Below are 13,513 nucleotides of genomic sequence, written 5' to 3' on the forward strand. Positions count from 1 at the left end.
ACCGTCACCAGGGCGGCGCGTGGTGGCCCAGAATGCCGCCGAATCCGGCGGTGTCCGGTGGTGTGGTCAGCTGGTTGAGGGGTGCCAGTGTGTCCAGGTCGTACAAGGTGACGGCGGCGGCGCCGGGGGCCCCGACGGTGATCTTGAGGTTGGCGGTGATCGTGACGGTGGTGCCGAAGCGGTCGCCGGGGCGGCCGTCCGGGGCGGTGAGCAGGGTGGCCGGGGTTTTCGGGTTCGTCCCGCCGACGCTGATGGCTCCGCGTCCGTCTTCGGCTTGTGGCATTCCGACGATTGCCCGTCCGTCGGATATGGCGACGGCGGTGCCGAAACCAACGCCCGGTTTAGGGGGGAACAGCGTGTTCTGTACTTCCAGGGGGCGGTGTCCGTCGGTTTTGATGACGTCGACGGCGTCCGCGCCGGGGGCGCCCACCAGGAGGTAGCTGTCCTCGTCGAGGTTGCCGGCCGCGAGGGCGTAGCCGTACCGGGCGCCCGGCACGGCGCCCTGGGCGTAGGTGTACTTGCGGCTGCGCCGGGCGTCGGCCAGCGGGTTGATGAGCAGGACCATCGCGCCCGCGGACTTGACGCCGACGCCGTTCTCGGCTTCGGCGCCGTCGGTGTTCTCGTCGGGGACGCCGACCGCGAGGACGGCACCAGGGCGCTCCGGGGACCGACCGGCGGCCAGCGACCAGCCGAAATGGTCGCCCGACTCGCTGTTCCCTGCCACGCCCGGGGTGTTCTGGCTGATGCGCTGGAAGTCGGCGGGCTCGCGGCCGGCGAAAGCGTACAGGTAGACCGCGCCGGAGGCGGGCGCGCCGGGGTCGTCGTCGTTGGGCGCGCCGACGGCGAGGATGTTGCGGTACGCCGACAGCGAGCGGCCGAAGTCACTGGCACCGCGGCCGGGTGGCGGGCGCAGGATTCTGGTCTGAGCTTGCCCGTGTTTCGTGCCCCAAATGATCATTACGGTGGCGTCGGCGAGACCGGCTATGACGTCCGGGCACCTGTCCTCATCGAGGTTGGCGACCATGAGGGCAATGGGCCTGGCGGGGGTGACAATCCGGGCCCGCCGTACACCGATCAGCCAGAGCGACCGCGCGTCCCCGGCCAGCACGTTGCGGCCATCGCAGCCGACGGCGGACGAATCCGCCGAGTTCAGACCGACCGGCCTCGGTTCAGCGGCGGGTTGAGCAACCGGGACCGGGACGGCGGGGTCGCGCAGCAGGAACAGCGCGACAAGGGCAAGGCCGATGGCGACCGCCACGACCGGCAACGGCCGGAACCGGCGACGGCGTCGCGTCGTGACCAGGGTGGGTGCGTCGTTGATGTCGATGCCGGATATGACGCCAATGCGCGCTGAAAAGTTTGGCGGTCCCGCAAGGTCCCCGCGGACGGCCCCGGAACAGGGTTACTCATCGGCCGAGCAGCGCGGCGATGAACGCCGACTGCTCGTCCAGGCGCTGCTGGAAGATCATCTCGAACTGGTCGATGATCAGGAGCAACCGGCCGCCGGGATCGTCGGCCAAGCCGCGCCAGTGCGCGTCGGCCTCGACCGCCTGCCGCATCAGAAGGTGCGCCTGCGAGGGGCGCTCACGGAGCGCCGCGAGCACGCCCGGAGCCGGAAGCCCGGCGAGACCGGCCAGCCGGGTGGCCAGGCGCGGCATCGGATCGGCGGCGGGCTGTTCGATCAGCACGCGCGGCCAGTCACGGGCGGCCGGTGACAGCTCGCCCCGCCCGATCGCCGGGATCAGCCCCGCCCGCGGCAACGACGACTTGCCCACCCCGGACGCGCCGGTGACGACCAGCGGCCCCGGCTCGCCCTGACGTTGCGCCAGCGTGGCCACGAGCCTGGCGGTGACGAACTCCCGCCCGTAGAACACCTCGGCGTCCGCCTGCCCGAACGGCACGAGTCCCCGTACGGCGACCCGCCCGTCCACCGGGAGCCGGCGCTTCCGGCGGGCGGAGTCCCGCGGTCGCGGAGTGCGGCGACCTGATCCAGCAGAAGCCTGCTGTCGGCGGCCTGCCGGTACTGCAGTCCGACCGAAATCTCAAGATCCGCGATCACGCGCAGGAGGTGGGCGCCCTGCTCGTCCATCCCCGCCTGGATCGAGCGCAGTTCGGCCCTCAGGTCGGCGAGCACGAATCCGAATTCGCCGAACCTCGTGCCCAGTTCCTCCAGCCCCGTGGCGAGGGCGGTCTGCAGGTCACGCCCGCCCGCTTCGACAGCTGCCTGGACGGCGGCCCCCACGGCCCCGATCTCGGCGAGCACTCCGGCCAGTTCGGTACGGAGCCGTTCTCCTCGTTCGCCGCCCTCCTCCAGGATGTCCCGGATCCGCTCCTCAAGGTCGGCCTCGCCGGCGCCCGGCTCGTCGGAGGGACTCATGCGCGTGAAAAAACGGCACGGATCACGTCGGTGAGCACGTTGCCGCCGACCGACGCGAGCGCCGCCACGCCCGCCGCCGCCATCGCCGCCGCACCCACGCCGCTGACCAGCAACGGCGCGAAGGCGCCGGCCGCGAGCATCGCGATCAGCGTGGGCGGAGTCCATCTGCGCGCCTCGGATCCGGTGGCGCGCGCCAGCCGGGAGATCCGCGCCCGGACCCCTGCGCGCATCGCCTCGGGCAGGTCGCGCGACCGCTCAGCCTCATCCACATCCACATATCGCGATATCGACCGAGATCATTAGCTACGAATCGTGTCCGGTCGCGGCTTTGGCGTAGCGGCGGGCCAGTTGTGCGCAGGCGTCCTTGAGCTCGGCCGGGCCGACGACCTCGATGTCGGCGTCGAACTTGCCGACGCTCGCGGCCAGGCCGTGCCAGGACCACGAGCTCAGGATGAGCCGGCAGCGGTTCTGGCCGAGTTCCTCGACGACTCCGTCGCGGGTGTAGCGGGACACGACGGCGGCGGGCAGGCCGATGATCACCTCGCCCCGGCAGGGCCAGTGGCCGGAGTCGTCCACGCCCCGGAACCTGCCGGCCACGAAGGCGGCCACGTCGCCTCCGGGTAGTTCGCGCGGGGTGAAGCGGGGGCCGGTGGGGGTGCGCGGGGTGATCCGGTCGGCGCGGAAGGTGCGCCAGTCCTCGCGGTCGAGGTCCCAGGCGACGAGGTACCAGCGCCCGCTCCAGGTGACGAGGTGATGGGGTTGCGCCCGGCGGGGCGGGGTCTGCGCGCCGTTGTCGTCCGGGATGGCGGGGGTGTAGTCGAAGCGCAGCACCTCGCGGGCGTGGACGGCGGCGCCGAGTGCCATCAGCACGCCGCTGCCGACCTGGGGGTCCGGCCAGGTGGCGCTCCGCTCGACGGCGGTGACCTGGAAGGTGTCGATGCGGCGGCGCAGCCGGGCGGGCATGACCTGCCGGACGGTGTTCAGCGCGCGAGCCGCGGCCTCCTCGATGCCGACCCCGGTGGTGGTGGCGACTTGGAGTGCGATGGCCAGGGCGACGGCCTGCTCGTCGTCGAACAGCAGCGGGGGCAACTCCGTGCCGGCGTCGAGCCGATAGCCGCCGTCCGGGCCCTTGAAGGCCACGATGGGATAGCCGAGTTCGCGCAGGCGGTCGACGTCACGGCGCACGGTGCGCGGGCTGATGTCCAGCCGTTCGGCCAGCAGCGCCCCCGGCCAGTCCCGGCGGGCCTGGAGCAGCGAGAGCAACGCCAGCAGTCGCGCGGAAGTCTTCGGCATGCTCCCCATTTTGCCCGGAGAAGCGGCCACATCCTGTCCTCTTCTCCTGCGAGTGTGTGGCGTACCAGGCAATGACGACAACCCGAAAGGTTCTAACGCCGTGACCGTCACCACGACTTCCGCGACCCTCGACGCCGAGCGGGGCGACCTGCTCGCCGCGCTCGCGGCCGCGCGATCCACCCTGACCAACACCGTCCGCGGGCTCAGCGACGAGCAACTCGGCGAGCGCCCGACGGTCAGCGCGCTGTGCCTGGGCGGGCTGATCAAGCACGCCGCGTCCACGGAGGAGGCGTGGCTGCGCTTCGTGGTCGACGGTTCTTCGGCCATGCGCCTCGACCTGCCAGACGGCGTCACCTGGGCCGATTTCATGGGCGGCACCGCACGCGAGGTGCCGCAGTGGGCGATCGACCGCCAGAACGACTTCCGGATGCTGCCCGGTGAGACGATGGCCGGGATCCTCACGCGTTACGAGCGGGTCGCCGCCCGCACCGAGGAGCTCGTCACCGCCGTCCCCGACCTGTCGGCGACGCACCCGCTGCCGGAGGCGCCCTGGCACGAGCCGGGAGCGGTCCGCAGCGTGCGCCAGGTGCTGATGCACGTCGTCGCTGAGACGGCGCAGCACGCCGGGCACGCCGACATCCTGCGCGAGTCCCTCGACGGGCAGACAGCGACCTGAGCGTGAAGGACCGAATCCTGCCTGAAATCGAAAGGAACGGCTTCACCGTGAAGACGCGCGACAGGTCCGGCGAGCGTGCCGCCGGATGACCGTTCTCGTCACCCGGGCGCTCAACCGCGCGACACTCGCCCGCCAGCTGCTGCTCGATCGCGCCGACCTGCCGGTCCTGGACGCCGTCGCGCACGTGTGCGGCCTGCAGGCGCAGGAGCCGCAGGAACCGTTCGTCGGGCTCTGGTCCCGGCTGCGCGCGTTCGACCCGGCCGTGCTCTCTGACCTGCTGGTACGGCGGCGCGTGGTCCGGACCCACCTCATGCGCCGCACCGTCCACCTCGTCGCCGCCGACGACGTCCTGGCCTGGCGGGCCCGCCACGACGCCATGCTGCGCCAGCGCGTACTCGGCGTCTACCGGCCCGAGCTGGCCGGGGTCGACCTCGACGAGCTCGCGGCGGCGGGCCGGGCGGTGCTGGCCGACGGCGAACCCCGCTCGATGGCCGAGCTGGCGCGGGCCCTGGCCGAGCGCTGGCCGGCGCCGGAGCCGAGGGCGCTGGGCGAAATGCTGCTGGCCCTCGTCCCGACGGCGCAGCTGCCGCCGCGCGGGCTCTGGCGCACCAGAGCGGGAGTGCGCAACGCCCTGCTCTCCGACTGGCTGGGGCGCGACATCGACCCGCCCGCCCCTGACGGCACCGATCCGGTCGGCAAAGCGCTGGTACTGCGCTATCTGGCCGCGTTCGGCCCCGCCGCCACGGCCGACCTGCGCGCCTGGTGCGGCCTCGCCGGACTGCCGGCCGCGGTGACCGCCGTACGCGAGGAGCTGGTCGCCTTCCGCGACGAACGGGGCCGGGAACTGCTGGACCTCCCGGACGCGCCGCGCCCCGACCCCGGCACACCCGCGCCGGTGCGGTTCCTGCCGGCGTTCGACAACGCGCTCCTCGGTTACCACGACCGCGGCCGGATCGTCGACGACGCCCACCGCGGCCTGTCGGTGGCCGGTACCCGCGTCGTCCTGGTCGACGGCCGGGTCGCCGCGACCTGGATCGTCGAGGCCGGCACCGTGATCGTCACCCCGCTGCGCACCTTCTCCCACACCGATCGCACCGCCGTGGCCGACCAGGGGCAGGCGCTGGCATCGTTTCTGTCCGGCGGCGAGAGCGACCGCATACAGATCGCCGAGGCTCGCCGTTTGCAAGTGCGCGACAAGTGAAGCCTGGCAGGCTGAGGCATATGTTCGGGATTGTTCGCCCTTGCCGGCACGGAATGTGCGGCGGGCTGTTCAAGGAGTGGATGGCGCATCTGTGCGGGCTCTGCCTGGCGCTCAGGGACGAGCACGGGCACGCCTCCCGGCTGGTGACCAACTACGACGGCTTGCTGGTGTCCGTACTCACCGAGGCGCAGGCGCCGGTTTCCTCCCCGCACCGGCGCGCGGCGGCCTGCGCCCTGCGCGGGTTCAAGGGGGCCGACGTCGTGGCGGCCGGCGGGGTACGGCTGGCGGCGGCCGTGTCGCTGCTGCTGGCCTCGGGCAAGCTCAGGGACCACATCGAGGACGGCGACGGCGTCTACGCGCGCCCGCTGGTGGCGGCCGGCGCGGGACGGATGGCCGACCGCTGGTCGGCGGCCGGGTCCGGTACGGCTGCCGCCCTCGGCTTCGACCCCGGCCCGCTGCTCACGGCCGTCCAGGAGCAGACCCGGCTGGAGCGCCTACCGGCTCCGCGCCTGCTCCAGCTCACCGCCCCCACCGAGGCCGCGGTCGCCGCCGCCTTCGGGCACACCGCGATGCTGGCCGGCAAGCCGGGCAACCGGGAGGCGCTGGAGGAGGCCGGACGCCACTTCGGCCGCCTGGCCCACCTGCTGGACGCCGTCGAGGACCTGGCCCGCGACCGCGACCAGGGGGCCTACAACCCGCTCATCGCCTCGGGCACGGATCTGGCCGACGCGCGGCGGCGCTGCGACGACGCCGCGCACGGACTGCGCCTCGCGGTGGCCGACCTGGACCTGGAGCGACGTCACCTGGTCAGCGCGCTGCTGGTCAAGGAGACCGGCCGCGCCGTCGACCGGGTCTTCGGCGAGGCGGAGCGCCCCAAGGCGCCGCCGCGTGATCCGCGGCTGAAGCCGAACCCGGGCGGGCTGCTGTCGCTGCTGTGCGTGTCGGCGTCCTGCTGCACCTGCGGGCTGTACCGGCCGCCGTGGGACGAGGACCGCTACAAGTCGTGCGGTGAGCGCTGCGACCCCGGCGGCTGCGACTGCTGCGGGCAGTGCGGCGACGGCTGCTCGGGTTGTTGTGACTGCTGCAGTTGCGACTGCTAGAGGCGTACAAGAAAAAGGTCCCCCGCGGCATGCGCCGCGGGGGACCTGGGATCGCTACCGTCAGCTCTCCGGTGTGCCGCCGTTCTCGACGAGCAGCGCGTTGGCGTCGCGCAGCAGCGTGGCCTTCACCTCGGCGTTGGAGACGTTCTTCGGGTCGTTGACGGTTTCCACGAACCTTTCGAGCTTCTTGACGATCTTCTTCTTGTCCCGCTCTCTTCCCTTGTCCTCGGACACCATCACCTTGGAGATCCGGTCCTGCAGCTTGGCCGCGCCGCCGGCGGTGAGCTTGCCTTCGGCCTCGAATCGGTCGATCAGCGCGGAGATGTCGTCCGTCGAGGTCCACACGGAGAACGTCACCGTCTGCACGGTCTGCTTGCCGGCGTTGTTGACGGCGGTGACGACGAGCGTGTGCTCGCCCAGGGCCAGCTTGTACAGCGACTGGACGGTCCCGGGCTGGAGCGGCTGCCCGTCCAGGGTGCCGGTCACCGTCTTCACGCCGGACCCGGCGTCGATGGCCTCCCAGCCGATCGACAGGTCCAGGCTGTCGCCGTACCTGGTGCCGTCGGCGACACCGGTGATCAGCACGGTGGGCGCGCTGTCGTCGATCTTGACCGTGACGGCCTTGATCTCCTCGACGTTCCCGGCCTTGTCGGTCGAGCGGTACCGCAGCTCGTGCTGCCCCTCGCCCGTGATGCTGACCGTCTGGGCGTACGGCGTCCAGGCGCCGCCGTCCAGCGAGTACTCGGTGCCCGCCACGCCGGAGGTGTCGTCCGTCGCGGTGAGGACCACCGGCACGTTGTCGCCGTGCCAGCCGCCGTCGTTCCCAGGAGCGGGCTCCGCGGTGGTCACCGGCGCGGTCGCGTCCACCTTGACCGCGAGGGTCTTGACGGCCTCGACATTGCCGGCCTTGTCGGTGGCGCGGTAGGCCAGCGTGTGCGGGCCGTCGCCGGTGATGACGACCGGCTCGGCGTAGCCGGTCCAGGCGCCGCCGTCGAGCTGGTACTCGATCCGGTCGAGCCCGGTGCCCTGCGCCTCGTCGGCGGCGGACAGCGAGACCAGCGCCGCACCGGTGAACCAGCCGCCGGCCGGCTGCGCCGGGTCGGTGGTCGCGGTCGTGACCGGCGCGAACTTGTCGGCCAGCTGCTTCCAGTTCTTCACCTCGGCCGAGGACAGCTTCTTGGCGATGATGACGGCGCGGTCCACGCCGCCGGTCATGCGCTGGCCGCCGCCCTGGTCCGCGGCGAAGCGCAGCGAACGGGAGGTGCAGCCGGTGATGCCGTCGGAGGTGGCCTGGCCGGTGGCCTTCTGCTCGCCGTCCACGTAGACGGTGATCAGGCCGGTCCGGTCCAGGGTGACCACCAGGTCGATCCAGCGGCCGGTGGGCAGCGCGGTGTTCAGGGTGACGCCCGCGCCCGCGCCGATGAGCCGCAGCTGGTTGCTGGGCGTCACGTCGATGAGGATCCCGTCGGTGCCGGGGTTGCCGGACGGCTGGGAGTCGAACAGGCGCCGGTAACCGGTGCCGCCGATCTTCACCTCGGCCGCGAACGTGGCCTCGGGCAGGTAACCGAGCAGGGTGTTGCCGGTGACCAGGTAGGTGGAACCGGTCAGGTTCAGCCCACTGCCGGTCGGCGCGGTGCTGTCGTAGGTGGCCGTGCCGCCGGCGACGCTGGCGTGGCGGCCGTTGCCGGAGGAGTCGGTGACGGTGGCGCCCTGCCTCGGGTCCCAGGCGACCAGCACCGAGCCGGTCGGCGGGGAGAAGCAGGGGGTCATGGCGAGCACGGCCGAAGCCGAGCCGCGCCAGGATTCGCCCGCGACGTTGGCGATGATCTGCGCCTGGCGTGAGCCGCTGGCCGGGCCGGGGGTGACGGTGAAGGTCGCCGTGCGGGGGGAACCGGGCGAGGCGGCCGGCAGCTGCCGGGAAGCCGGCACGGCGGTCCACCCGGCCGGCAGGGTGAGGGTCACGTCGGAGGCTGGCACCTCACGCTCGCGGATGGCCGTGACGGTGACCTCGGCGTCGAACGGGACGCCGGGCGAGGCCGCGGCCGGCGCCTTGAGGGTGACGGCGGACTCGTTCTCGATCGTGTACGCCTGGCCCGCCTGCGCCTCCCAGCTCAGGACGTCGCCGTCGCGCTGCGGGGTGACGCTGTTGCCCTGCGCGTCGGAGACCCGGTAGTGGCCGGTGACGATGGACGACTTGACCTTGATCGGGCCGGTCTTGCCGGGCCTGATGGTGATCGTGTCAGGGGCGCCGCCCTTCCACGCGGCGTCGACGGTGACGTCGCCGCGAGCGCGCAGGCCGGTCACCGAGCCGTTCTTCCACGTGCTGGGCAGCGCGGGGAACACGTGCACCACGTCGTGCTGGCTCTGCACCAGCATCTCGGCGATACCGGCGGTGGCGCCGAAGTTGCCGTCGATCTGGAACGGCGGGTGGGTGTCCCACAGGTTGTCCAGGGTGGAGGACTTGAGCTGCTCGGCGAGCATCTTGTGGGCGTGGTCGCCGTCCAGCAGCCGCGCCCAGAAGTTGATCTTCCAGGCCTTGGACCAGCCGGTGCCGCCGTCGCCGCGCGCGTTCAGGGAGATCTTCGCGGCCTCGCCCGCCGGGGTGCCCGCGGTGATCTGGTTGCCCGGGTGCAGGCCGAACAGGTGCGAGACGTGCCGGTGGGTGTCGGTGGGCGAGTCCCAATCGGTCTTCCATTCCTGGAGCTGGCCCCAGGAACCGATCCGGATGCCGGGGTCGAGCTTGCTCAGGGCCGTGGTGACCTCGGCCTGGAACTCGGGGTCGAGGTTCAGCTTCTTGGCCGAGGCCAGCGCGTTGCTGAGGACCTCGTGCACGATCTGCTGCGACATCGAGGCGCCGGCCGAGAACTGGCCGTTCTCCGGGGAGAAGCTGGGCGACACGACGAGCTTGCCGTCACGCGGGTCGACGTGCAGGAAGTCCAGCCAGAACTCGGCCGCACCCTTGATCACCGGGTACGCGGTGTCGCGCAGGTAGTCGACGTCGCCGGTGAAGCGGTAGGTGTCGTACATGTGCTGGGTCGTCCAGGCCGCGGCCTCGGGGAACCAGAACGAGGCCGGGTAGTTGTGCAGGCCGGTGAAGCCGAACGGGTTGGTCTCGTTGTTGACGACCCAGCCGCGGGCGCCGTACATGTCCTGCGCGGTCTTGCGGCCCGGGGCGACCATGGAGGCGATGTACTTGTCGTAGGGCTTGGTGGTCTCGTGCAGGTTGGTCTGCTCGGCCAGCCAGTAGTTCATCTGCAGGTTGATGTTGACGTGGTAGTCGGCGTCCCACGGCGGGTTGGTGACGTTGTTCCACACGCCCTGCAGGTTGGCGGGCAGGATGTCGTTCTCGCGCGAGGAGGAGATCAGCAGGTACCGGCCGTACGCGAAGAACAGCGCTTCGAGGGCGCGGTCCTCGGTGGCGGAGCCGCCGGTGTAGTTCCTGCGGAGCTGGTCGGTGGGGATCGCGGGCGTGGTCTGGCCGAGGTCCAGCTTCACCCGGTCGAACAGCTTGTGGTAGTCGGCGACGTGGGCGGCCTTGAGCTGGTCGAAGCTCTTGGCCGCGGCGGCGTCCACCGCGGCGGTGACGGCGGCGTGCGGGTCCTCGCCCCGGTAGGCCGGGTACGTCTCCGCGTAGTCGGTGCCGGCCGAGAGCACGAACACCGCGCTGTCGGCGCCGGTCACCGTGATCCGGTCCCCGGCGTCCACCCGGGTGCCGCCCTGGACGATCACCTGGGCCTGGGCCTCGAACTTCATCCGGTTGGAGGTCAGCGCGCCGCGGATGGTGAGCCGCCCGTCGGCGGCGGTGACGGTCTTGTCGTTGCGCGGCGAGGTGTGCCGCAGCGTGAAGGAGACCTTGCCGCCCTGGTCGGCGGAGAGCCGGCCCACGATCACGTTGCCCGGGTTGCTGGCGAAGTACTCGCGGGAGTAGGCGACCCCGTCGGCGGTGTAGCCGACCCGGGCCACGGAGTCGCGCAGGCTCAGCTCGCGGCGGTAGCCGGTGGTGCTCTGCGGCGCGTTGGGGATGTCCAGGTACAGGTCGCCAAAAGTTTGGTACGAGCCGAAACCGGACTTGCCCTGCCCGAGCTTGGCCGCCACGCTGTCCGGCGACATCCGGCCGTCCCGGTCGAGCTGCTGCTGGACCTCGGCGATGGCGCCGGGGCGCGGGGTCTTCCAGTTGCCGTAGTCGTACCCGGCCTGACCTGGGCCGCCGCTCCACAGGGTCTTCTCGTTGAACTGGATCTGCTCGGTGGCCACGCCGCCGAAGACCTTGGCGCCCAACGGGCCATTGCCGATCGGCAGGGCCTGGGTCTCCCAATCGGTCGCGGGCTTGTCGTACCACAGGGTTAAGTCATCGGGTGTCTGAACTGCATTGGCGGCGGCGGGTTCAGGGTCGGCCTGCGCCTGCACCGGTACGGTCAACCCGACAGCCAGCGCTAACGCGGCCACCAGGGAGATTCCTAATCTTCGCCGAGGAGAGTTAATCACAGATTCCTCCGATCACATGGGGTCCGAAATAAGGAAATAGCACCGAAATCTGGCCGCAACAAGACTCGCGGTCCGATGTATTCCCACTCGTGATCAGACGTCAGTGATCACCTCCCACCGCTCGCCTCCCCCGGCGGAACTTGACCACCGCAGCTCACCCCCCCTTACGAGAGCATTCTGGGCATGTTCCACCCCTCCACAACCGGAGGGAATCAGAACAATCTTCTGCTCGACTCTGATTGACCAGGCCAAGACATCCGACGTATCGTCCGCTAACTCTCATGGCCTGAATGCTCGCCTCCGACCGCTGGTGATGTAAAACTTTCTAGACATCAGGTAAAGGATTTGATACTTTCGGCGTGTCAAAGATTCTGTACATCGAAAGGGGGACGACATGAAAGCGATCGCCCAGGACGTCTACGGCTCAGCCGAGGTGCTCCAGTTGCGCGACGTCGACGAGCCGTCGATCGGGGCCGGCCAGGTGCTGGTCCAAGTGCGTGCCGCCGGGGTGGATCCCGGCGTGTGGGTCTGCATGACCGGCCGGCCGTACGCCGCCCGGCTCGCGTTCGGGCTGAGGCGGCCCAAGGTGGCGGTGCTCGGCCGGGCGCTGGCCGGAGTGGTGGCGGCGGTCGGGCCCGACGTGCGGGACGTGCAGCCAGGGGACGAGGTGTACGGCACCAGCCCGTCCGGCACGTTCGCCGAGTACGCGGCCGTCTCGGTGCAGCGGCTCGCCGCCAAACCGCCCAGGCTGTCGTTCGAGCAGGCCGCGGCGGTGCCCATCTCCGGGGTGACCGCGCTGGAGAGCGTCCGCGACGGCGGCCGGGTGAAGGCCGGGCAGCGGGTCATGATCATCGGCGCGGCCGGCGGCATCGGGTCGTTCGCGGTGCAGATCGCCAAGGAGTTCGGCGCGCACGTCACCGGCGTGTGCAGCACCGGCAAGGTGGACCTGGTGCGATCGCTCGGCGCCGACGAGGTCATCGACTACACCCGCGACGAGATCGACCGCGACGGGCCACGCTACGACGTGATCATCGACATCGCGGGGTGCCGCCCGCTGCCACTGCTGCGGCGCGCCCTGACCCCCCGCGGAACGCTGGTGCTGACCGGCGGCGGGCATGACGCCGGCGGGCTGCTCGGCGGCTACACCCGCCAGCTGCGCGCACCCCTGATGACCCTGTTCACCAGCCAGCACCTGCGCGGCCTGGCCTCCAGGGAGCGCGCCCAGGAACTGGAGGAACTGGGACGGCTGATCGAATCCGGCGCGGTCACCCCGGTCATCGACCGCACCTACCCCCTGGCCGACACCTCCAGCGCGATCCGCTACCTCGCCGAAGGCCACCCCGCCGGCAAGGTCATCGTCACCGTCTGACCGGAGTGACGAAGTCGCTCATCCGCCATCCGCACCGGAGACGGCCGCATTCTCGGCCAGGGTGAGGATGCGCTCATTGACAAGATCAGGCCGTTCCAGCGGTACGGCATGGCCGACGCCCGGCACAATCGGAACCGGCGTCCTCCTGGGGCAGCGGAGCGCCGACGACGCGATGGCCGTGATCCGCCACCGCCTGGACCGGATCGGCCTGCCGTGATCCGGCCCGGCGCTTCAGCGGGTCGCGGCGAGTTCCTCGGCGAGGATGGGGGCCGCGACGGTGGCGGCGTGGATGCCGATGACGCTGACGATGGCCAGTACTTCCATGATCTCCTCGGCTGTGGCGCCGTAGCCGATGGCGTTGCGCATGTGGAGTTTGAGGCCGGGGGCGTACAGGTGGGTGGCGGAGGCGTCGAAGGCGATGTAGACGAATTCCTTGATTTTGGGTTCCAGGACGCCGGTGGTCCAGGGGACGCCGGAGAAGTCGAGGTAGGCCTCGAAGAGGTCGGGGTCGAGTTCCAGGAGGCCGTCCCAGAAGGTGTGCCAGTAGCCGCGGCGTTCGGTGAAGGCGGCTTTCAGGGATTCTCTGCGGTCGTCGAGGGGGGCGGGGCCGGTGCGCAGGCCCTCCTCTTCCAGGACTTCCAGGAGTAGGGGCACGCCGATGTTGGCGGCGTGGATGCCGAGTGTGCTGGTGAGTTCCAGCACTTCCATGATCTCCTCGGCTGTCGCGCCGTGGGCCAGGGCGGCGCGGACGTGCTGGCGGATGCCGGGTGTGTACAGGTGGGTGGCGGCGGCGTCGGCGGCGATGTAGATGAACTCCTTGACCACCGGGGGGAGCACCTCTCTGCGCCACGGCACGGATGAAAGGCGCAGGTAGGACTCCAGGAAGCCGGCGTCGAGGCGCAGGATGTGCTCCCACGCGTCCCCCCAGGTGCCGCGGACCCGCACGAACTCGTCCTTGATCTCCTGCAGGCGTGGCGTGAGCGCCATCGTGTCCTTCTCTCTTGTGAGCAAT

The 13,513-nt window shown here is 71.0% G+C and carries 11 protein-coding genes; 6 read left to right on the forward strand and 5 right to left on the reverse strand.

Annotated elements, in window-relative coordinates; genetic code table 11:
• Window positions 1-4: 4 nt before the first annotated feature.
• Both Acor_RS14715 and Acor_RS42195 read right to left on the reverse strand, forming a co-directional pair.
• Window positions 5-1,258: an FG-GAP repeat protein gene (locus Acor_RS14715; protein ID WP_155337193.1), complete on the reverse strand. Its 1,254-nt coding sequence runs from the start codon at window positions 1,256-1,258 to the stop codon at window positions 5-7.
• 148 nt (window positions 1,259-1,406) lie between these two features.
• Window positions 1,407-1,931: an ATP-binding protein gene (locus Acor_RS42195; protein WP_170316936.1), complete on the reverse strand. Its 525-nt coding sequence runs from the start codon at window positions 1,929-1,931 to the stop codon at window positions 1,407-1,409.
• A gap of 137 nt (window positions 1,932-2,068) precedes the next feature.
• Between Acor_RS42195 and Acor_RS42200 the strand changes: the two genes are divergently transcribed.
• Window positions 2,069-2,680 carry a hypothetical protein gene (locus tag Acor_RS42200; RefSeq protein WP_170316937.1) on the forward strand — a complete coding sequence of 204 codons (612 nt, stop codon included), beginning with the start codon at window positions 2,069-2,071 and terminating at the stop codon, window positions 2,678-2,680.
• Here Acor_RS42200 and Acor_RS14730 read toward each other — a convergent pair whose 3' ends face one another.
• Window positions 2,681-3,670 carry a helix-turn-helix transcriptional regulator gene (locus Acor_RS14730; protein ID WP_155337196.1) on the reverse strand — a complete coding sequence of 330 codons (990 nt, stop codon included), beginning with the start codon at window positions 3,668-3,670 and terminating at the stop codon, window positions 2,681-2,683.
• Between the two features lie 100 nt (window positions 3,671-3,770).
• On the opposite strand from Acor_RS14730, the gene Acor_RS14735 reads away from it, so the two are divergent.
• The 3 genes from Acor_RS14735 (at window position 3,771) to Acor_RS14745 (ending at window position 6,647) form a co-directional block, all read left to right on the forward strand.
• The gene (locus Acor_RS14735) at window positions 3,771-4,346 is read left to right on the forward strand and encodes a DinB family protein (protein WP_246238651.1); all 576 of its coding nucleotides are present in this window, start codon (window positions 3,771-3,773) and stop codon (window positions 4,344-4,346) included.
• Between the two features lie 85 nt (window positions 4,347-4,431).
• Window positions 4,432-5,547 (forward strand): winged helix DNA-binding domain-containing protein, encoded by a 1,116-nt coding sequence (locus tag Acor_RS14740; RefSeq protein ID WP_155337198.1) that lies wholly within the window; start codon window positions 4,432-4,434, stop codon window positions 5,545-5,547.
• A gap of 20 nt (window positions 5,548-5,567) precedes the next feature.
• Window positions 5,568-6,647 carry a DUF5685 family protein gene (locus Acor_RS14745; protein WP_155337199.1) on the forward strand — a complete coding sequence of 360 codons (1,080 nt, stop codon included), beginning with the start codon at window positions 5,568-5,570 and terminating at the stop codon, window positions 6,645-6,647.
• 60 nt (window positions 6,648-6,707) lie between these two features.
• On the opposite strand, the gene Acor_RS14750 is transcribed toward Acor_RS14745, so the two are convergent.
• On the reverse strand, window positions 6,708-11,093 hold the full coding sequence (locus Acor_RS14750; RefSeq protein WP_174876147.1) for a glycosyl hydrolase family 95 catalytic domain-containing protein: 4,386 nt from the start codon (window positions 11,091-11,093) through the stop codon (window positions 6,708-6,710).
• Window positions 11,094-11,526: 433 nt separating this feature from the next.
• Between Acor_RS14750 and Acor_RS14755 the strand changes: the two genes are divergently transcribed.
• Together Acor_RS14755 and Acor_RS14760 are read left to right on the forward strand one after the other, a co-directional pair.
• Complete coding sequence (locus Acor_RS14755; RefSeq protein WP_155337200.1) at window positions 11,527-12,501, forward strand: NAD(P)-dependent alcohol dehydrogenase; 975 nt, start codon at window positions 11,527-11,529, stop codon at window positions 12,499-12,501.
• A gap of 76 nt (window positions 12,502-12,577) precedes the next feature.
• Complete coding sequence (locus tag Acor_RS14760) at window positions 12,578-12,718, forward strand: hypothetical protein (RefSeq protein WP_155337201.1); 141 nt, start codon at window positions 12,578-12,580, stop codon at window positions 12,716-12,718.
• Window positions 12,719-12,732: 14 nt separating this feature from the next.
• On the opposite strand, the gene Acor_RS14765 is transcribed toward Acor_RS14760, so the two are convergent.
• Entirely contained in the window at window positions 12,733-13,512 is a 780-nt protein-coding gene (locus tag Acor_RS14765; RefSeq protein WP_218034285.1) for a carboxymuconolactone decarboxylase family protein, read from the reverse strand.
• Window position 13,513: the final 1 nt, after the last annotated feature.

Origin of the sequence: Acrocarpospora corrugata (assembly GCF_009687845.1) — a bacterium.
Lineage (GTDB): Bacteria > Actinomycetota > Actinomycetes > Streptosporangiales > Streptosporangiaceae > Acrocarpospora > Acrocarpospora corrugata.

What these genes read in the sequence shown, in the direction of transcription:
- Acor_RS14740 (WP_155337198.1), top strand. Translation starts at nt 4,432, where the DNA reads ATGACCGTTCTCGTCACCCGGGCGCTCAACCGCGCGACACTCGCCCGC.
- Acor_RS14730 (WP_155337196.1), bottom strand. Translation starts at nt 3,670, where the DNA reads ATGCCGAAGACTTCCGCGCGACTGCTGGCGTTGCTCTCGCTGCTCCAG.
- Acor_RS14755 (WP_155337200.1), top strand. Translation starts at nt 11,527, where the DNA reads ATGAAAGCGATCGCCCAGGACGTCTACGGCTCAGCCGAGGTGCTCCAG.
- Acor_RS14745 (WP_155337199.1), top strand. Translation starts at nt 5,568, where the DNA reads ATGTTCGGGATTGTTCGCCCTTGCCGGCACGGAATGTGCGGCGGGCTG.